Source organism: Sphingobium phenoxybenzoativorans, from assembly GCF_001757355.1.
In the GTDB taxonomy this organism is placed as follows: Bacteria; Pseudomonadota; Alphaproteobacteria; order Sphingomonadales; family Sphingomonadaceae; genus Sphingobium; species Sphingobium phenoxybenzoativorans.
This window is the reverse complement of the sequence record NZ_MINO01000011.1, coordinates 24921-45027: the sequence shown is the minus strand read 5'-3', so window position 1 is coordinate 45027 and position 20107 is coordinate 24921. Positions and strand designations below refer to the sequence as shown.

The 20107-nt window shown below is 58.8% G+C and carries 18 protein-coding genes; 10 read left to right on the top strand and 8 right to left on the bottom strand.

The window, feature by feature from the left end; all coding sequences use genetic code 11:
* Window positions 1–46: 46 nt before the first annotated feature.
* Together katG and BHQ40_RS08185 are read right to left on the bottom strand one after the other, a co-directional pair.
* Window positions 47–2251, bottom strand: a complete 2205-nt coding sequence (gene katG, locus BHQ40_RS08190) for a catalase/peroxidase HPI (RefSeq protein WP_070154734.1) — start codon at window positions 2249–2251, stop codon at window positions 47–49.
* Between the two features lie 168 nt (window positions 2252–2419).
* Entirely contained in the window at window positions 2420–3460 is a 1041-nt protein-coding gene (locus BHQ40_RS08185; RefSeq protein WP_070154732.1) for a rod shape-determining protein, read from the bottom strand.
* Between the two features lie 310 nt (window positions 3461–3770).
* Between BHQ40_RS08185 and BHQ40_RS08180 the strand changes: the two genes are divergently transcribed.
* The 6 genes from BHQ40_RS08180 to BHQ40_RS08155 all read left to right on the top strand — a co-directional run bounded on the left by BHQ40_RS08180 (window position 3771) and on the right by BHQ40_RS08155 (window position 10407).
* Complete coding sequence (locus BHQ40_RS08180) at window positions 3771–4964, top strand: aspartate aminotransferase family protein (protein WP_070154730.1); 1194 nt, start codon at window positions 3771–3773, stop codon at window positions 4962–4964.
* A 105-nt stretch (window positions 4965–5069) separates the two neighbouring features.
* A complete protein-coding gene (gene argF / locus BHQ40_RS08175) occupies window positions 5070–5996 on the top strand; it encodes an ornithine carbamoyltransferase (RefSeq protein WP_070154728.1) in 927 nt (308 codons plus the stop codon).
* Window positions 5997–6151: 155 nt separating this feature from the next.
* On the top strand, window positions 6152–7054 hold the full coding sequence (hslO, locus tag BHQ40_RS08170) for an Hsp33 family molecular chaperone HslO (protein ID WP_070154725.1): 903 nt from the start codon (window positions 6152–6154) through the stop codon (window positions 7052–7054).
* Between the two features lie 217 nt (window positions 7055–7271).
* Entirely contained in the window at window positions 7272–7679 is a 408-nt protein-coding gene (locus BHQ40_RS08165) for a DUF3617 domain-containing protein (RefSeq protein ID WP_246524744.1), read from the top strand.
* A gap of 86 nt (window positions 7680–7765) precedes the next feature.
* A complete protein-coding gene (locus BHQ40_RS08160; RefSeq protein WP_070154723.1) occupies window positions 7766–9013 on the top strand; it encodes a putative DNA modification/repair radical SAM protein in 1248 nt (415 codons plus the stop codon).
* An 11-nt stretch (window positions 9014–9024) separates the two neighbouring features.
* Window positions 9025–10407 (top strand): UdgX family uracil-DNA binding protein, encoded by a 1383-nt coding sequence (locus tag BHQ40_RS08155; RefSeq protein WP_070154845.1) that lies wholly within the window; start codon window positions 9025–9027, stop codon window positions 10405–10407.
* 457 nt (window positions 10408–10864) lie between these two features.
* Here the strand turns inward: BHQ40_RS08155 and BHQ40_RS08150 are convergent, their stop codons facing one another.
* From BHQ40_RS08150 to BHQ40_RS08130, 6 genes are all read right to left on the bottom strand, one after another.
* On the bottom strand, window positions 10865–11725 hold the full coding sequence (locus tag BHQ40_RS08150) for a nucleotidyl transferase AbiEii/AbiGii toxin family protein (RefSeq protein WP_070154721.1): 861 nt from the start codon (window positions 11723–11725) through the stop codon (window positions 10865–10867).
* Window positions 11725–12402 (bottom strand): type IV toxin-antitoxin system AbiEi family antitoxin domain-containing protein, encoded by a 678-nt coding sequence (locus BHQ40_RS08145; protein WP_070154719.1) that lies wholly within the window; start codon window positions 12400–12402, stop codon window positions 11725–11727. The genes BHQ40_RS08150 and BHQ40_RS08145 overlap by 1 nt, the downstream gene beginning before the upstream one ends.
* Window positions 12403–12555: 153 nt before the next feature.
* Window positions 12556–12813, bottom strand: coding sequence for a PEPxxWA-CTERM sorting domain-containing protein (locus tag BHQ40_RS26845; protein WP_290438422.1), 258 nt, complete (start codon window positions 12811–12813; stop codon window positions 12556–12558).
* Window positions 12814–13326: 513 nt separating this feature from the next.
* Complete coding sequence (locus tag BHQ40_RS08140) at window positions 13327–13887, bottom strand: hypothetical protein (RefSeq protein WP_139139234.1); 561 nt, start codon at window positions 13885–13887, stop codon at window positions 13327–13329.
* A gap of 2 nt (window positions 13888–13889) precedes the next feature.
* Window positions 13890–14279 carry a hypothetical protein gene (locus tag BHQ40_RS08135; protein WP_070154715.1) on the bottom strand — a complete coding sequence of 130 codons (390 nt, stop codon included), beginning with the start codon at window positions 14277–14279 and terminating at the stop codon, window positions 13890–13892.
* Between the two features lie 320 nt (window positions 14280–14599).
* Window positions 14600–15304 (bottom strand): hypothetical protein, encoded by a 705-nt coding sequence (locus BHQ40_RS08130; RefSeq protein ID WP_070154709.1) that lies wholly within the window; start codon window positions 15302–15304, stop codon window positions 14600–14602.
* Window positions 15305–15458: 154 nt separating this feature from the next.
* On the opposite strand from BHQ40_RS08130, the gene BHQ40_RS08125 reads away from it, so the two are divergent.
* The 4 genes from BHQ40_RS08125 to BHQ40_RS08115 all read left to right on the top strand — a co-directional run bounded on the left by BHQ40_RS08125 (window position 15459) and on the right by BHQ40_RS08115 (window position 20045).
* Window positions 15459–15860 carry a Rossmann-fold NAD(P)-binding domain-containing protein gene (locus BHQ40_RS08125; protein ID WP_070154707.1) on the top strand — a complete coding sequence of 134 codons (402 nt, stop codon included), beginning with the start codon at window positions 15459–15461 and terminating at the stop codon, window positions 15858–15860.
* Between the two features lie 331 nt (window positions 15861–16191).
* On the top strand, window positions 16192–16602 hold the full coding sequence (locus BHQ40_RS25645) for a hypothetical protein (protein ID WP_139139233.1): 411 nt from the start codon (window positions 16192–16194) through the stop codon (window positions 16600–16602).
* A gap of 33 nt (window positions 16603–16635) precedes the next feature.
* Window positions 16636–16827 carry a hypothetical protein gene (locus tag BHQ40_RS27040; RefSeq protein WP_171905801.1) on the top strand — a complete coding sequence of 64 codons (192 nt, stop codon included), beginning with the start codon at window positions 16636–16638 and terminating at the stop codon, window positions 16825–16827.
* A gap of 383 nt (window positions 16828–17210) precedes the next feature.
* On the top strand, window positions 17211–20045 hold the full coding sequence (locus tag BHQ40_RS08115; protein WP_070154703.1) for an ATP-binding protein: 2835 nt from the start codon (window positions 17211–17213) through the stop codon (window positions 20043–20045).
* Window positions 20046–20107: the final 62 nt, after the last annotated feature.

Genomic DNA, 20107 nt, shown 5'->3' with positions numbered 1-20107 from the left:
ACCCCCCGGAAGTCCGCCTTTCTATTGGGTGAAGCGGGCGCGCAGGTCAGGCGCGATCAAAACGGTCGGCGTTCATCACCTTGGTCCATGCGGCCACGAAATCGGTGACGAATTTGTCCCCCGCATCGCTTGCCGCATAGACTTCCGACAGTGCGCGGAGCAGAGAGTTGGAGCCGAACACCAGGTCGGTGCGGGTGGCGGTCCATTTCTCCTTGTCCGTTGCGCGGTCGGTGCCGACGAAAACCTCGTCGCCGCGATCGTCCACTTCCTTCCACGCCGTACCCATGTCGAGCAGGTTGACGAAGAAGTCGTTGGTCAGCTTGCCGGGCCGGTCGGTCAGCACGCCATGCGGCGAGCCTTCATAATTGGCGCCAAGGACGCGAAGCCCGCCGACAAGCACCGTCATCTCCGGCGCGCTGAGGCCAAGGAGCTGAGCCCGGTCGATCATCAATTCCTCCGTCGGCACATTGAAGCGTACCGAAAGGTAATTGCGGAATCCGTCAGCCTTGGGTTCCAGCGGGTCGAAGCTGTCTGCATCGGTCTGCGCATCGTCTGCGTCGGCCCGGCCGGATGTGAACGGCACGCTGACATCATGCCCGGCATCCTTCGCCGCCTTCTCGACGCCCACTGAACCGCCAAGCACGATCAGGTCGGCTATGCTGACCTTCCCGCCGGACTCCGCCTTAATGCCCTCATAGACCTTGAGCACCTTGGCAAGCTCCGCTGGCTCGTTGACGTCCCAGTCCTTCTGCGGGGCCAGGCGAATGCGCGCGCCATTGGCGCCCCCGCGCTTGTCCGATCCGCGAAAGGTGGATGCGGACGCCCAGGCGGTCTTTACGAGCTGACCAACGCTGAGGCCCGATGCGGCGATCTTGCCTTTCAGTGTTGCGACATCGGCATCGTCCAGCGCCTGCCCCGCAGGAATCGGGTCCTGCCAGATCAGGTCTTCCGCCGGCACTTCCGGCCCAAGATAGCGAACCTTCGGCCCCATGTCGCGATGGGTCAGTTTGAACCAGGCCCGCGCAAAAGCATCGGCGAACTGATCCGGGTTCTTATAGAAGCGATCGGAGATTTTCCGGTATTCCGGGTCCATCTTGAAGGCCATGTCGGCTGTCGTCATCATCGTCGGCAGGCGGCGGTTGGGGCTGTGTGCGCCCGGCGCCATATCCTCCGGCTTCTGATTGACGGGCTGCCACTGCTGCGCGCCCGCGGGACTCCGCACCAGCTCATAATCATATTCGAGCAGCATGCGGAAATAGTTGTGGGACCAGCGGATCGGCGTCGGCGTCCATGCGCCCTCAAGCCCGCTGGTGATCGTGTGATCGCCAACGCCGCTTTCATGGCCGCTCTGCCAGCCCAGGCCCTGCTGCGCGATGTCGGCGCCCTCCGGCTCCGCGCCAACCTTGGATGCATCGCCCGCGCCATGGCATTTGCCGAAGGTATGACCCCCCGCCGTCAACGCAACGGTCTCCTCGTCATTCATCGCCATGCGCGCGAATGTCTCGCGAATGTCGCGGGCCGACTGGAGAGGATCGGGATTGCCGCCCGGTCCTTCGGGATTGACGTAGATGAGGCCCATCTGGATTGCGGCCAGCGGGTTTTCGAGCGCCATGTCCTTGTCGGGCTGGATGCGGGTCTCATTGCCCTCCTGGCCGACCCAGAACTCCTCAGTGCCCCAATAAATGTCCTTTTCCGGCTCGAACACATCTTCGCGTCCGCCGCCGAAGCCGAATACCGGACCGCCCATCGACTCGATGGCGACATTGCCCGCCAGGATCAGAAGGTCGGCCCAGGACAGTTTCCGGCCATATTTCTGCTTGATGGGCCAGAGCAGGCGACGCGCTTTGTCCAGATTGGCATTGTCCGGCCAGCTATTGAGCGGGGCGAAGCGCTGCGTGCCGGATGAAGCGCCGCCGCGCCCGTCGCCGGTGCGATAGGTCCCCGCGCTATGCCAGGCCATGCGGATGAAGAAGGGGCCATAATGTCCGTAATCGGCCGGCCACCAGGGCTGGCTGTCGGTCATCAGCGCCGTCAAATCTTTCTTGAGCGCCGTATAATCTATAGAGTTGAATTCTTTGGCATAATCGAAGTCATCGCCCATCGGATTGCCTGTGAGGCCATTCTGATGAAGGATTTCCAGCGAGAGTTGGTTGGGCCACCAGTCTCTGCTCGTCCTGCCGAGAAGCGATCTCAGCGCCGCTGGCTTTTTTGACGGATCATTAAGTGGGCTGCCGCTCGTTTTTGCGTCCATGATCGAACTCCTCTCCGATGTCTTTCCGCACCCAGATTAAGCTCAAATCATTACAGTGTGAAACGATCCCCCTTCATCACTGATAACTATCAAATCGATCAAAGCGCTTAGACCGCGATTCTGGGTAAGGGGTGGCCAAGGATATTCGATATTGCTGCTCCTCCGGCATTATGCTGCGGCGAGGACCGCAGCATAGCTGGGCAACTCCAGCGCCTGTCCCGCCCCCATCGCAACGCAAATCAGGGCGTCGTTCGCCACCGTCACTGGCAGGCCGGTGGCGTCGGAAATGGCCACATCCATACCGCGAAGCAGCGCCCCGCCGCCGGTCAGGGTGATGCCTTCCTCAATGATGTCGGCGGATAATTCCGGCGCTGTCGCCTCCAGGGCTGAGCGAACCGCGCCGATGATTTGCGAGACCGGTTCCGCCAGGGCGTTGGCGATCTCCGCTTCGGTCACGGTTACTTCCGCGGGCCTTCCGTTGACCAGATCGCGGCCCTTGACGATCATTGTCGCTCCGCCATCGGCTGGCATGATCGCTGAACCAATCACATGCTTCACGCGCTCGGCCGTGATTTCCCCGACCAGCATATTGTGCATGCGGCGGATATGGGATGAGATGGCATCATCCAGCTTGTCGCCGCCGATGCGCACGGAGCCGCTATAGGCGATCCCGCTTAGCGACAGGACGGCGACTTCGGTGGTCCCACCGCCTATGTCGACGACCATCGCCCCGACCGGTTCAGTGACGGGCAATCCCGCGCCGATGGCGGCGGCCATGGGTTCCTCGATCAACTGTACGCGCGACGCCCCAGCGTTGGAGGCGGCGTCACGCAGCGCCCGGCGTTCGACCATCGTGGAGCCGGATGGGACGCAGATCACCACCTCATAGCGCCGAGGCAGGCGCGCCGGGCCGCCCAGCGCCTTGTCGATCAGATGCTTGATCATCTGCTCGGCCACGTCGATGTCGGCGATGACGCCATCGCGCAACGGGCGGATCGCCTGAATATTGTTTGGCGTCTTGCCCATCATCAATTTCGCCTCATTGCCGACGACTTTCACGCGGCGGATGCCGTTATTGGTCTCAAGCGCGATGACGGACGGCTCATTGAGGACGATGCCACGGTCGCGGACATGGATGACCGTATTTACCGTGCCAAGATCGATGGCCATGTCGTGCGTGGTGGAGGCGAAGATGCGGGAAAATTTCATGGGCGGGTGAACTGCAGCCTTTGACGCCCTCGTGGATCGCGGAGGGCTGATGTAGAAATTCAGTGATCTTCGTGGCTTAGGGCGAAACGGCAGCGCCCGTCCCCTTTCGTGCGGCGGTCTGCCGGTTTAGCGGGTCTTGACGAGGGCAGGGCGTTTACGGGCTGCGACAGGTGGCGTCCCGCGCCTCCCCTCTGCCGGTGTTGCGCTTGTTCGCGGCACCCGGTATAGGCGGCGCTCGCAAAGGGCGGCCCGGCGGGGGCCGCCTTTTTGCGTTTGGACGTACAACGCAAGTTCCAGAAGGGAAGGTATCATGTCGATCACGCCGCTCATGCCCGTTTACCCCCGGTGCGATGTGCGTCCGGTGCGAGGCGAGGGTTGCTACCTGATCGGTGAGCGCGGCGAGCGCTATCTGGATTTCGCCAGCGGCATCGCGGTCAACCTGCTGGGCCATGGCCATCCGACACTGGTGAAGGCGATCGCCGATCAGGCGGCGACGTTGATGCATGTGTCGAACCTGTATGGCAGTCCGCAGGGCGAGGCGTTTGCGCAACGGCTGGTGGACAATACGTTCGCTGATACGGTGTTCTTTACCAACTCCGGCGCGGAGGCAGTGGAGTGCGCGATCAAGACCGCGCGCCGCTTCCACTATGCTGACGGCAATCCGCACAAGCATAAGATCATCAGCTTCGACAACGCCTTCCATGGGCGCACGCTGGGCACGATTTCCGCGACCAGCCAGCCAAAGATGCGCGATGGTTTCGAACCGCTGCTGCCAGGCTTTACCGTGGTGCCGTTCAACGATCTGGAGGCTGCCGCCGCGCAGGTCGATGACAACACCGCTGGTTTCCTGCTGGAGCCGGTGCAGGGTGAAGGCGGCGTCACGCCCGCCACGAAGGAATTCCTGACCGGCCTGCGTAAGCTGTGCGATGAGAAGGGTCTGCTGCTGATTCTGGATGAAGTGCAGTGCGGCTATGCGCGCACCGGCACCTTCTTCGCACATGAACAATATGGCATCACGCCGGACATCATGGCGGTGGCCAAGGGTATTGGCGGCGGCTTCCCGATGGGGGCGTGCCTGGCGACAGAGAATGCGGCCAAGGGTATGGAATTTGGCACGCATGGTTCTACATACGGCGGTGGTCCCTTAGCGATGGCGGTCGGCAGCGCGGTGCTCGACGAAGTGCTGGCCGATGGCTTCCTCGATAGCGTCAAGGTGAAGGGCGCACGTCTGCGTTCGGCGCTGGAGCAGCTTATTCCCAACCATGACGGCTTGTTCGAGGATGTGCGCGGTATGGGCCTGATGCTTGGGCTGAAGATGAAGCACAGCGCCGATGCGCGTGCCTTTGTCGGCCATCTGCGCGACAATCATGGACTGCTGACGGTATCGGCCGGACAGAATGTCGTCCGCATCCTGCCGCCTCTTGTCATTGAGGACAGCCACATCGCCGAATGCATCGAGAAGCTGTCCGCTGGCGCGCGGGACTTCGAAGCAAAGGCGGCCTGAGAGTAATTTCACCGTTCGCCCTGAGCTTGTCGAAGGACTGCCCTTTTCCTTGAAGAACAGGACAGGGCTTCGACAGGCTCAGCCCGAACGGGTGAAGGGGGATTCATGACCAGACATTTCCTGAACTTGTCCGACGCCGGCGGCGACGCCATCGCCGCGATGATCGCGGATGCCATCGACCGAAAGGCTGCGCGCGCGGGCTGGCCGAAGGGCAGGGTGGATGCCGATGCGCCGCTTGCAGGCTACACGCTAGCGATGATCTTCGAGAAAAGCTCGACTCGTACTCGCGTGTCTTTCGATATGGCGATCCGCCAGCTTGGCGGCACCTCGATTGTTATGGACGGTGGGTCGATGCAGCTTGGACGTGGCGAGACGCTGGCCGACACCGCCCGCGTGCTGAGCCGCATGGTCGACGCCATCATGATCCGCACCGATGATCATGCCAAGATCGAGGAGATGGCGGCGCACGCAACCGTGCCGGTCATCAATGGCCTGACCGACCTGTCGCATCCGTGCCAGATCGTCGCGGACCTGCTGACCGTTGTCGAGCATGGCGTTGCCCTGCCCGGTTCCGAATGGGCGTGGCTGGGCGACGGCAACAACGTCCTGCATTCGATCATCGAGGCGGCGGGCCTCATGAAGTTCAACGTGCGTTACGGCGTGCCGCAGGGCTATGAACCCGATCCGCGCTTTGGCGAGGAGGCGGAGAAGCGTGGCGCGACAATCACCCTGTCGCGCGACGCGCAGGCAGTGGCCTCGAGCGCGGACGTCGTCGTCACCGACACCTGGATATCGATGGGGCAGGAGCATGTGCACAACAAGCTCGCCGCGATGATGCCCTATCAGGTGACGCCCGAATTAATGGCGCTGGCCAAGCCCAACGCCAAATTCCTCCACTGCCTGCCCGCCCATCGCGGCGAGGAAGTGGTGGAGGCAGTGATCGACGGGCCGCAGTCGCTGATCTGGGACGAGGCGGAAAATCGCCTGCATGCGCAGAAGTCGGTTCTGCTCTGGGCGCTTGGAAAGCTGTAGCGCGGCCTTATATTTCTCTCTCCCCTCCCTGGAAGGGAGGGGCAGGGGTGGGTCGTGAGCGAAGCGAACGTCCTGTCCTTGCTATGATGAGCCGCCGCTGATGCGGCGGACCCACCCCCGGCCCCTCCCTTCCAGGGAGGGGAGAAAGATATACCTTGAGTTCCGCCCCCGACCTCGATCAGACCCTGGGCTTCACCATCCCCTCGCGGCATGTGCGGGGCAGGATCGTGCGTCTTGGCCCGGTGCTGGACGAGGTTCTGGCCGCGCACAGCTATCCGCCGCCGATAGAGCGCCTGCTCGCCGAGGCGCTGGTGCTGTCCGCCCTGCTGGGCAGCACGCTGAAGGATGCGGATGGACAGTTGACCATGCAGGCCCAGACCGAAAATGGCGTCGTCAGCCTGCTTGTCGTCGACTATCGCGGCGGGCAGGTGCGCGGTTATGTCCAGTTCGATGGAGACCGGCTGGCGGAGCTTGGCGCTGATCCCAGCCTGTTCGGGCTGTTCGGCAAGGGGTATCTGGCCATCACCTTCGACCAGGCGGCGACCGGTGAGCGCTATCAGGGCATTGTGCCGCTGGAAGGCCATTCTTTGGGCAAGGCCACCGAACATTATTTCTTCCAGTCGGAGCAGATACCCAGCTTCGTCCAGATCGCTACCCGCCATGATGCGCAGGGCTGCGTGGCGGCGGGCGTGCTGCTCCAGCATCTGCCGGAGGGTGAGGTGGGCCGGGAGCGGCTCCATGTCCGGCATGATCACCCGGAATGGGAGCATGTTCAGGTGCTGGCGGAGACCGTCAAGGATGAGGAACTGAGCGACAGGGATTTGCCGCTGACCGACATAATGTGGCGGCTGTTCCATGATGAGGGCGAAATCCGCGTTACCGAGCCGCTACCCATCACCAAGGGGTGCCGCTGCAATATCGATCATATCCGGGATGTGATCAGCCGCTTCCCCGCAGATGAGCGGCAGGCGATGGCGGATGAGAATGGCGATATAAAGGTCGACTGCGCTTTCTGTTCGCGCATTTTCCCCATCCCCCTGCTCAGTTTTCAGCACTGACAATCGGCAGGACCACTGGCCCGACTTTGGCTTTATCTGGCCCGAAACGATACGGTCCAAACCGATACGGCGGCGTCACAAATCTTGCAATTGAGGCGAAACGTGCCATTCCTGCTATGAAATTGCCGTAATCGGGGCCTAATGCAGGCTTCATCAAGAAGGGCGCGGTTTCGCAGGACCTGGAAGAACAGGCCGGCGGCAGGATGGATATTGAGCGGTGCGTATCGCGATCAAGCCTTTTGTCTATGCAGCCATCATGATGACAGCGGGCGGAGCTGTGGCCGCTCCGCTGCAAGCGCCTGTCATTGGCGGTCTCAGCACTCTGGAAACCGGCGACTGGGAATTGCGGAGCCGGGAGCCAGGCGGGAAGATCAGGCATATCTGCCTTGCCGATGCGCGGCAGCTTCTGCAATTGCGCCATCCGGGCCGCAATTGCAGCCGGTTTGTCGTAACCGACACGGCGGCCCAGGTGGTCGTCACTTATGATTGCGCCGCCGCCGGAAGCGGCCGCACCGCGCTGCGTATTGAAACTCCCCGGCTGGTACAGATCCAGTCGCAGGGCATTGCCGACAGTGCGCCATTCGATTTTGCGATGGAAGGCCGGCGGATCGGCGCCTGCCGCTGACGAGCCGCTACCCGGCTTAATTTCCCTTGCTTCAGATCAAGCCATTCACCGTGGACAAAGAGGTGCGCAGAACATAACAAGAACTTATGGCGCAGCTCGACACTCTGCAGAAGCTCGAAATCCTGGCGGATGCGGCAAAATATGATGCATCCTGCGCATCGTCCGGCACAGTCAAGCGCGATTCCGCTGGGCAAAATAAAGGGATTGGATCGACGGAAGGCATGGGCATTTGCCATTCCTATGCGCCCGATGGCCGCTGCATTTCGCTATTGAAGATATTGCTGACCAACAGTTGCACATTCGATTGCCACTATTGCATCAACCGTCGCAGCTCGAATGTCCGCCGCGCCCGCTTCACGGTGGAGGAGGTCGTCAACCTCACCCTCAATTTCTATCGCCGCAATTATATCGAAGGGCTGTTTCTGTCGTCAGGGATCATCCGTGATCCGGACTATACGATGGAGCAGGTGGTAGCCGTTGCGCGGTCGCTGCGTCAGGATCACGGGTTTCGCGGCTATATCCATCTCAAGACGATTCCCGACGCCGATCCCGGCCTGATCCGCCAGGCGGGCCTTCATGCCGATCGCATTTCCATCAATGTCGAATTGCCCACAGCATCGGGCCTGTCGCGCCTTGCCCCGGAAAAATCCTCCACCCGGATCGAGGGCGCGATGCAGTCGATGAAAGGCGACATCGAGGATGGCCATGACGCCCGGAAACGCTTTCGCTCCGCGCCGGATTTCGCGCCCGCCGGGCAATCGACACAGATGATCGTTGGCGCGGACAGCGCCAATGACGGCGACATTATCACTACGGCAAACCGCCTATATGGCCGGTTCAATCTCCGCCGGGTCTATTATTCCGCCTTCAGCCCCATCCCCGACGCCAGCGCCATCCTGCCGTTGCGCCGTCCCCCCTTGATGCGCGAACACCGGTTGTATCAGTCGGACTGGCTGATGCGCTTTTACGGCTATAGTCCGGGCGATGTGCGTGACGCGACGAATGACGCGGGCATGTTGCGGCTGGACATGGACCCGAAGCTGGCCTGGGCGTTGAAATTTCGCGGCCGCTTTCCGGTGGACGTCAACCGCGCGCCGCGGGACATGCTGTTGCGGGTGCCGGGGCTTGGCGTGAAGGCGGTCGATGCGATCCTGTCCGCGCGGCGCTGGCGGCGGTTGCGGCTCGCCGATGTCGGCCGATTAACCGTATCGCTGGCGAAAGTGCGGCCTTTCTTGCTGGCGGAGGACTGGCGGCCGTCTGCGCTGACGGACCGGGCCGATCTGGAAGCGTTGTTGACGCCGCGGGCCGAACAGCTTGAACTGTTCGCTGCCTGATGGGCCGGGCGATGCGGCGGATCGACCTGCAGCGGGAGGATGATTTCGAGGAATGGCGGGACGCCGCACGCGCCCTTGCATCGGCAGATGTGCCTGCGCATGCGACGATCTGGCGGGCCGGGCAGGAGACGGACGATCTGTTCGCCGAAGCGGCGGCCGTTGTTTCCGGAGAGAGGGCGGCCGCCTTTTTCGTGCCGCGCGGTTTTGTGGACCTCGCTCGGACGGTCGTGTGCCACAGCGATCCTCAGCGCTTTGCCTTGCTTTATGGCGCTCTGCTCCGCTTGCGGCGCAATCCGGCCATGCTGGAGGATCGGGCGGACCCGGCAGTAAGGCGGCTGGAGGATATGGCGAAGGCGGTGCGCCGCGACATGCACAAGATGCGCGCCTTTGTGCGCTTTCGCGAAGTGGAGACGGATGAAGGGAGCCGCTTCATCGCCTGGTTCGAGCCGGAGCACCATATCGTCCGGACCAACGCCGGTTTCTTCGTCCGGCGGTTCGCCACCATGCGCTGGTCGATCCTGACGCCGGATATATCGATCCATTGGGACGGCAGCATGCTGTCAGAGGGGCCGGGCGGCGCGCGCGCGGATGCGCCCGATGATGATCCGGTCGAGGAGATATGGCGCGCTTATTACGGATCGATTTTCAATCCGGCGCGGATGAAAATCGGCGCGATGCTGAAGGAAATGCCGAAGCGCTACTGGAAAAACATGCCCGAAACCGCGTTGATCCCCGGCCTGGTCGCGGGCGCACAGGCAAGGGAGCGCAGCATGGTGGAATTGTCCAGAACGCAGGTCGGCGGCAATGGCCAGGTCGCCTGGGACGCCTTGCGCGCGCAAGCGATGTCCTGCACGCGCTGCCCGTTGCGCCATTGCGCCACACAGACGGTGTTCGGCGAGGGGCCGGTCGATGCGCAGGTGATGCTGGTGGGAGAACAGCCGGGCGATCAGGAGGATATTGCCGGGCGACCCTTCATCGGGCCGGCTGGCCAGTTGCTGGACAAGGCGCTGGCGGAGGCCGGCATCGATCGCGCAAAAATCTACGTCACCAATGCCGTCAAACATTTCAAATTCGAACAGCGTGGAAAGCGGCGGCTGCACGCCAAGCCGAATGCCGGAGAAATAGAGGCGTGCCGCTGGTGGTATGACAGAGAGCGCGAACTGGTGCGGCCGGCGATGACGATCGCGTTGGGCGCGACGGGCGCGCGAGCCATGTTGGGGAAAGCAGTGACGATATCCGCCTCGCGCGAGAAGCCGCACAGGCTGGCGGATGGAGGGGAAGGGCGAGTAACCGTCCACCCCAGCTATTTGCTGCGGATTGATGATCGTGGCCGCGCCGAGGAGGAATATGCAATGTTCGTCAAAGACTTGCGGGGGGCAGCTCAGGAATTTTGATCCCCTTCGCCTGAAATTTTTCCCCCAATTTGGATGGGCCAATAACCAAAACTAAACCGGTTTTTGCAAAACTGTTCTTGCGACCCGAGGAAGCCCCTTTGTTGGGCTCCCTCTCATGGCCCGGCTTTCGTTGAAGGCCGGGCCTTTTTTTGTGTCACGTTTTGGTGTTGCTGTCGTCGCGCTCTCCATAACGGCTACTGCGATCTGGATGAATAAGAGGTCGGCTCCAATCCTGAGTAAGAAGCAGTATCAGCCTGCACCCCAACGCCCGCGCTGTCATCGAGCAACTGCCAGGATGGTTCGATCATTATAATCGCGTGCATCCGCACCGGGCTTTCGGCTGCATATCGCCGCGCGAATTTATCAACTTTCAACCCATGAGGGCCTGTCAAATCTTTAAGGGACAACAACATCCGTCGGTTCGATCTCGCCGGGCGGGGTGCCTACCTTCAGGGGTTCATTTTCTGCCATCTCTGGCGAGCTGGCTCACTTTTGCATGAAAGAAGCGCTCGCTCCAAAGGGAGAGAGATTTGGCCTCGTCCGGACGGAGGAAGCGAGCGACATCGCTTGCCGCGGCGCTCCAGTCGATGGAACTGATTTTATCCTTTAAGGTATCGACCAGCCATCCGCCGCCGTAGTTCATTTCGGGATCGCCCTGCCATGGGCCAGCCTGCCGCAGCGCACTGGCAAGCAGCGACCGGTTCAGGGGAACGTGATTTGCAACATACCAGGAAAAGTCGAACCAGTCGCGACCCTTGAGATAAGGGCGGCAGAGCAAGGCATGAACCTTGAGCGCGAAATTGGAAGGCAGATCCTGGTGCCGCACTTCGTAGTCGGCGGGGAAGTCGAGGAAGGTCGTGGCTTCTCCCGAACCCGCCGGAGGATTGGTATCGATCTCAAGCTTGATCTTGATCGCCCTGGCGCTGTTCGATCCTGCGAAACGCAAGTTGAGCTGGCTGGCAATTGAGTCGTTCTTGAGGACCGCCTCGCGCACCGCTCTGTCCATCTTTTCCTTCGGCTGCGCTTCGAGCTTGAGGCCGAACTGAGCGAAGATTTCGACCAGGGCAGTGAGATAGGGGGACCAGCGGAAAGCTGCATCGGGTGCTCGCAGCAAAAAATCGAGATCTTCCGAAAAACGTGGGAGTCCATGCAGAATACGCAGGCTCGTGCCGCCTTGGAAAAGGGCGACATCGAAAAAATCGGCGCGCCAGAGAGCATAGAGTGCGATCTCCTGCATTATCTCTTTTGTCGCATTCTCCTCTTCAACGGCGTTGGCGGCGTCATAGTCACGGAGCTTCTTCTGCAACATCTCGATCATTACGATGTTCCAGATGACGCAGAGCGACCGGCACTGATGCCAAGCTCGAGCGATCGGAGAAAATCGTTGACCGCCTTGTGCTTGTAAACGCCTCTGAGCATCGCGAACTCTTTTGCTTTGAGTGAGCGCAGATGGTCTTCATCGATACGCAAGCCGTGTGTCAGCCAGCCGAGGTCCGTCCAGCCACTTTTGCGTAGCGCGACGAGATCGAGAAGTGCGCGCAACGGCGTGGCGACGAATGCGGTGAGGGCGCCCAATTTCAGTCGCTCCACGCCGACCAGAAACTGGTATTTCTGGATGGCGAGCGGATGATAGGAAAAGTGCCCCATGACCGGTGTCTCAAATTCGAGCGTCTTGCGACTGGGCGTCACGCTTGCCGTCACGTAGACCGCCTCGGGAATCCAGCCGTGGTAAGAGAGGGCGGTCTCAAACGAGACATAGCTGCCCGGAAGTAGAGCCTGCGCCACCGCGAAAGGATGAGGTGCTTTGGCACTGGAGGATTGTGCGAAGAGGTAGGTACCACGCTTCAGCCGGACGAGTGTACCGTCTTTCAGCGCTCGGTTTACGAGCGCATACCGTCGCGCATCACTGCCGCCGATTGCTTCCGCCAACTGCCGCTCATCGAAGATGCGGCCGGCGAGCTTTCCATCGGACAGGTTCGAAGCGAGAGTGCTCATAAAATTCCAGATACTTTCAAATAGTGAAAGTTTCAAGAATTTCATTCTGGCATGGCAGTCGAGCGAATGAGGTGATCGGGGAAAATTTTTCCACACGGTAAGTTAGTATTTTCGGCGCATTTCCTTTTTGGAGGGAGTTACGTCGATGAAGAATCAGCGATTTTCGGTTGAGCAGATCGTGTCAGTTTTGAAGCAGGCCACCCTTACCCTGCGCCGACGGAGAGCGAAACCAATAGCGGCAAATCCAAGGGTCATTATAGCCCACGTAGAAGGTTCGGGCACAGCAAAGATCACCGATGCCAAACAATTGTTGAGAACATTGATCTTTTCAGCTGTCAGATTGTCTCCTAGCCGAACATTAAAGGTACTTGACGCGTCTGCAAAACCTCCTCTGTTCGTAGGGAGTTGCATGCCTGCCACTGTGAGCACCTCTTGACCTGGTGCTAACATTAAAGAACCCGGTGAGCATTCTGAGGTTGTACCGGAATAGTTAGCCGAACCCCTGCCTAAAGAACCACGGCCAGAAAAATAGCTCAGTACGCCCGGCGTCTCGCAACCAGCGTAGAATATTTGAGTGAAGATTTGGGATGCGGTGCTAATGCCGCTGATCACGGAAGGGTCCCAAATTCCGACATACTGAGAATAAATAGGGGGCCTATATACATTGGTGACCCAATTCGGAATTAGGCTCAGATAAAGTGGCTCAAAATGAACATTCGCCCCCTGTCGGTGATGCGGAAGCCACCTCGTATGTCTTCGGCATAGCCTTGGTAGATGAAGTTCGATTTGCTCGCCTTGTGAGATCTGAGATTGCGAACGATCTGCGAAAATTTCGAATCTTTCCGGCTCGCATTGTTGACGAAATAGACCGACCGTCTGCAACTCTGCGTGAAAATTTCGTCTCTAAACGGCGAGTAGGGATCGCTAGCTTTGAATAGTGAGCGGTGCGGAAGCAGGTGCCTCTCCCTCGGCGATATAACCTTTGAAAATATCACCGGCCTTAAGCGTTGCGTTTCCACCCTTATTCAAAAGACCCAGCAGGCCAAATCCAAGCACGCCCAGAACGACACCTGCTGTGTTGGACGAGCCTTCGGTCCCTCTTGTGCCGGACAGCGGTAAGGGGCCCCAGCGTGTTTCGACATTGAGCAGGCGCGCGCCAAGCCTGCCCCCGCCGCCTGCCGAGCCTGATGCGCCAACAGAGATGATTTCGCCCCAGGCAGGTGCGCCAATGGGAATTATGGCGACGCCATCTACGCTGACCGGGGCGTTGACACGAAGTTTAAACCGATCACCGACTTTCGCCGTGCGGCTGTTAACCTCCTTGACCACCATAAGTTCGATCTCTGTGCCGCGAACCCAGCGAGGCGCTGCATCCATTGGTACCGTAGGCGCTGCATTGGCTTGAGGAGGTAGTTCCTGTGCAAAGGTGGGTTGGATTCCCGATATTGTTGCGAGGAGAGCTACCAAGCTCACGATACGCGTCATGGTCAGTTGGCCGTCTTTGTTTCGGTGACTGTTTCGGAAGGCAGGAATTTGATCGCGACGCCCGTTGCATTTGCCTTGCCCCAGCTGAACGCCGTGACGTGGGCATCGCCATATTGGGCTTTGACTACGGCATCAGCTCCAAGCTTCTGGGCGCGCTCCCACAGTTCCTCATAGATTTTTCTTTGCGAGGGTGATTGGCTGAAAATAGTCGCCTTCCGTACGCCTGCTTTCACCGGTCCTATGATCCGGTAAGGACGATCGGTGATGTCGTAGGGGAATACGGGTATGCCGATATCTTCGTTGATTAATGCGGTGGACGGTACGGATACGGGTTTGGCGAGTGCCGGCGCTGAAATAACGATGCTTAGGGCGGCAAATATCGTGAAACGCATATTTCTTCTCCGTGTTCGGAAGCAGTGGGCCTGGACAGGCGTGGACACAATTTTCGGCGCGCAAGTTAGGGGCGCTGTCATAATCATGCCCATGCCTGCCGAAGCACAGCTAGCAAACGCAACTGGGGCTTAATTCTCCATCGCAGCATTTCTTCCGTCCACCGGAGCAACCGCAGACCCCGCCGTGGTGCGAACAGCAGCCCGACTGGAGAGCGATTGTCAGATCAGGAAATGTAGCACGCGAGCAAAAGGGTGTGGCCGACGTTCCAGTCGCGCACATTAACCCCAGAATGGCCGCCATTCGAAATCCCATGCCGAACCTATGGTTTGATGGTCTGAACCAAAGCAGTCGGTGTGACGGGTGGCGCTCCCACCGTGGCTACTGCAGGAGCCACGGCGACTGCGCCCGCCGGCAAAACAATGGGTGCGGCCGGCGTGGCTGGTACGAACGCGACCGTTAAGTCCTCGTCCAAAAAGCCCTTAACAGGTGACCCAAGCGGTATTTTCGCGCTTGTCCCTGTCGTAATGAAACCTGCGATTGGAACAAAAGCTATAGCTGCCACAACCCCTGCCGTCCCAGTGACACCCTTATCATCGAATTGCCCGGTCATACGGATTTGGCGACCATTGGCACGAACATAGAGCACGCGGGCATTAATGCGGCCGGATTTGCCCCACATACCCTTGTTGCGGACGTCAGTAATTTCGGCTTGCCCAGGACTGCCAACCGCAATCACCGTCTGCCCGTTGAGCATAACTGCCTCGGCTACCTCAATCTGGATCCGTTGCCCCACTTTCAGCTTCTTGCCTTCAGTTGTTAGCGGTTCGCTGGTCTTAAGAGCGATCGGAGTGCCTGTCCGCACAATGCTCTCTGTTGGTGCGGCGAGGATAACTGCCGAAGTTGTCGGACCAGCCACCACCGCATGCGATTCGGGTTGTGTTGATGCAACTGCGCTCTGCGCTTGAGCACTCGTAACGCACACGCCAAACAAGGCGGCCGAAGCCGTCGCGATTACTACTTTCATAATGATCCCCCTTCGTTACTCCGCCCCCCGGAGTGCGCCACAGTTCATGACTGAATGGTAAAAAGGTCAACGACAGATCAACCCATATTGGGTGATTAATACTCAATGGCAGGGTGAGACGATCCGGCGTTCTACGGCGGGGTGGTACGGCGACATGATCGACGGGATCGCTTTTGTCTCGGCAATGAAGACCCGTGGGATGAATCCGGCGGGAAGGCGAGTCTTGCTTGTAGGTGCCGGCGGCGTCGGCGCTGCCATAGCCTATGAACTCATGCGATCTGGTGTTGATGCGCTTGCTGATTATGACACCAATGAAAATCGCAGCGATGCTCTGGTTGAACGATTACATGACATGGCTCTGTCGACTAAAATGCTGCGGGGTTCCTGGAATCCGCAAGGGTTCGACATTGTGATTAACGGAACACCTTTGGGGATCAAGCCGGACGACGCCTTGCCGGTTGATATGAAGCAGTTTGAACCCGGTATGGCAGTAGCGGATGTCGTTAGTCTGAGGCAACCCCACTGCTATGCCATGCGCAATCGCGGGGTCTTATAATCATGGATGGAACTGATTTCTTTCGTGTCTTGTGCGACCAATTGGCCGATTTCATAAGTCGCGATAACCATGAGCAGAGATGATGGGATATGGTTCAATATATAAATATAAGGGCGGAGGGCATTCTGGCATATGATGAGTGCGATGGCACGCCGCCCGCTCCCATAGAGACCGTAATCCTAGTACCCGGCTTCACCAAGAACAGGAAGTTCTGGTATCGCTGGCTAGCATAACTCGACGAAATATCATGTATTTGCCCTGGATCAGCGCGGTCACGGCAATGCATCGCCGTTGCCCGAAAATGTTGAAATGTCGGTGCAGGCGTTCGCTGATGAATTGGCTGACTTCACCAATAGCCTGGGGATTACTAAAACGCATTTTGTCATGGCTTGGCTCTCATGGGCAATCGGCGTGGTTTTCGCGGACACATCCAAAGCTTGTATGGAGCCTTGTCCTTCCCGGCGTTATTCACAAGCCTGGATATTCCGTGGGCTGGGAGAGTTGGGCGCAAATTGACGACAAACAAGGTTCGGAAGCGTGGGCGAGCGCGACAAACGGTCATCGTTTGCCCGCTGATGTGGGTCCAGCAATGCGTGAGTGGTACATATCGCAGCAAGGGCGGTTTGATCTCACGGCCCAAGCCCATTTCTTGCGGTTCGTCCCTACTATGGACCTCACCGAATATTTGCCGCGCGCGATTGCTCGAACTCTGGTTATCAGCGGCGACGAGGCGGTTGTTTAATCGCATGCCGACACAGTGGAGGCTGTTCGCTCCATGGCGAACGCCACGCTAAAATCCGTTATGAAGGCTCCTTTCAACATTATGACCGCTGCCAGTGATATTTGCATCGAAGATATGTTGGACTTGCTTGCTGCGAACCGCCTCCCAGCGCGCACAGATGAATCCGAGATTGGGCCCGCTTTGATCGAGCCATCGATTGCAAATCGCGCGGATGCGACTTGGTGAGGATCAAAATCAGCGACGTCGTTTGTGATTAACACAGTTTGATCTCCTCTGCGTTCCAACAAACTGAGCGCCGATTTGCTGATTGGTGATCTGTGGCAACCCCGCGAGCATGTCGGAGGCGTTGACGCCTAGAAGCACGAGTTCCGCGCTCCCGTCGTTTCGTTCAATCTTGTGGGCGGCCATAGCTGGCATATTTTACTCTGTTGACCAGCACGGAACACACTCTTGCATAAGCTATTAAACATAAGCCAGAATGGCATAAGAACGGTGCCTGTAATGATGGGCAAAATAAGACCCGTTCGACGGCGGATTGAACCAGCGCCGCTAGGTCTGCGCTGACAGTTTAGTTGGAAGCCTGCGGGACAAGGTGCGAGGGGAGGGGATTGGATCATATCATAAAAGAGCCGGTTCGCTTCGGGCCGTTTTGCCTGCATTCCGACGCGCGTCTGCTAGAGCGGGGCGGGCAGGAAGTAGTGCTTGGGGGGCGTGCACTCGAGTTACTTATTGCGCTTGTCGAACGGGCTGGTCAGGTCGTTACCAAGCGCGAACTAATGGCGCGAGTGTGGGATGGCATTACCATTGACGAGGGCAGTTTGCGCTTCCAGATCACATCGCTGCGCAAAGCGCTCGGTGACGGTGTGGACGGGGCCCGGTATATCTCCAACGTATCAGGGCGGGGCTACTGTTTTGTAGCCGCCGTAAATACGGTGGAGATAGCGCCCGTACCATTTATCATTGAACCTGCACGTTTGCGTCGACAGCGACTACTGCGCCCGCCTGTAAGCATGATCGGACGTGATGTCGTTGTTGAACAGGTCGCCGCTGACCTTCGGAACCGTCGTTTCATTACAATTCACGGCCCTGGCGGGATTGGGAAGACGACAGTAGCAACCAGCGTCGGGTCGACCTTAGCAAGCGAGTTCGACGGCAATGTCATTTTCCTGGACTTGTCGACGCTGACTGATCCAACTCTCGTTGCCGGTGCGCTCGCCTCGGCACTGGGACTCCTTGTCGACACGAGAGATTCTGTCCCAGCTATTCTGGCCTTTCTTCGAGAAATGCGTGCGCTCATCGTCTTTGACAGTTGTGAGCATGTCATCGATCCAGCGGCAGCTCTAGGTGAGGCCGTTTATGAAGCTGCACCAGGGGTGGCAATTTTGGCAACCAGCCGAGAACCCTTGCGCGCGCTGGGCGAGCATGTTGTCCATCTTACTCCGCTCGACCTCCCACCTGCAGATAAACACATCTCCGTCTCGGCACTGAACGACTATCCAGCGGCCCGCTTGTTTGTTGAGCGCGCTGCAGCGGCTGGTCTGAAGGTTGAACTCAGCGATAGTGACGCCTCGCTGATCATCGAGATGTGCCGTGCACTCGACGGCATGCCGCTTGCCATAGAAATCGCGGCAAGTCGCGCTGGTCAACATGGCCTCGCCGAAACTGCGCGACTGCTAGATGGGCATTTCCGACTGCTATGGAGAGGTCGGCGTAGCGCCATGCCTCGTCACCAGACGCTGTATGAGACGCTTGCGTGGAGTTTCAAGCTCCTTTCGGAGCCAGAGCAGATCGCACTTGAGCGCCTTTCCATCTTCCCGGGTTTTTTCACGGTCGAAGCAGGCCGATCAATCATGCACGATTGTCCGGTGCTTGGCGATTTCATCGGAGAAGTCCTCGAGGACATCGTCGCGAAATCAATGATATCGGTCCATCCCGACGGCGCGACGACACGGTATCGTTTGCTTGATACGACACGTGCTTTCGTCCACGCCAAGCTTATCGAACGCGGTAGCCGAGCTGATGTTGCTCTCCGACATGCACGATATGTCGCCGACCAACTTGGGAAGTTCGATATCAATGGCATGGCGCTGGTCGGAGAAACGGTCGCGGGAACCGACCTGTTGGGCGATATGCGCGCGGCGTTGCCCTGGGCGTTTTCCGAGGAAGGAGATCGTGAAACGGCGCTAAGTATCGCTGCTTATTGTGGCCGCTTCCTTATCCCGCTGTCGCTATTCGACGAGGCCGTGCGATGGACCGAAATGGCTATGTCGCTACTGACCGAGGACGAACGCAGCGGACGGCTCGCGATGGACCTCGATGCGGGCTACGGCGCAGTGCTGATTATGATCCAAGCTGATGGCGATCGGGCTCGTGCGGCGATTGAGCGCGCTTTGGTTATCGCTCGTGACCTTCAAGATGCCCGTATAGAATATCGCCTCACATACTGCTTACAGCTTCTGCACATCAACAGTGGCGAATTCAATCATCTGATGCCGCTTGCCCAGCGGCTCGAGCAATTGTCCGCCATCATCAACGAGCCACATTGCGCGACAAGCACCGTGCAAATGATTGCGACAGCATATGCCCTGACCGGGGACCAGCCGTTGGCTCAGAAACTTTTCGAGCAGGTGATAAGGGAACGCCAGACTTCCGATCCTGTCAGTCCGTCGGATTATGCCTTTGTTGGGGACCCATGGATCGGCCTCTCCATTACTTTGTGGCTGCGGGGATTTCCTGATCAGGCCATCCAGGCTGCCAAGCTCATCAGCACAGATTTCCCGTCCGTCCTATTCTCCTGCATGGGCCTGGCTTCCGCCGCCATTATCTTTCGTGAAATTGGTGACCCCGCGTCTGCTGATCAGGTCGGTGCAAAGCTGCAAGAGAAGGCGCGACGTTACTCAATGGTGCCGTATCAAGCCGTTGCGTTAGGTTTTGCCGGGCAAACCTTACTTGAGAAAGGCCGTTTCATCGAAGCGACCGATCATTTGGCCCATGCTCTGAGCCAGCTGCGCGCACGCGAATATGGAGTGTACGGGGCCATATTCGCGCGGTCTCTTGTCAGAGCCTACAGTGAAATGGGCCGCGCGGAAGAAGCGCGAGCCATTGTTGAGGCTCGGATCGATCAGATTAAGTCTATTGGCGGATCGTACGATTTACCGGAATGGTTGCGAATCCGTGCGGAGATCGAGTTTCAAGATGGTGCCGTCGGTTTGGCCGAAGCCAACTATCTCGAAGCGATCGAACTTGCACGCGTGCAGGGTGCGCTTTCTTGGGAATTACGCGCTGAGCTCGGGCTGGCGCGGCTTTTCCTGGAAAAGGGCAAGAACATTGAAGCTGGGCAACGATTGCAGGCCGTGCTGAGTCGATTCAATGAAGGGTTTGCAACGCACGACCTTATTTCGGCAAGTCACTTGATCGAAGAACTCGGACAGGTTTGTGCCTGATAAAATGCGGATATCTATCTATAAAGTCTCGCCACCCTAAACTCGCGCTTCCTGCCCAAATT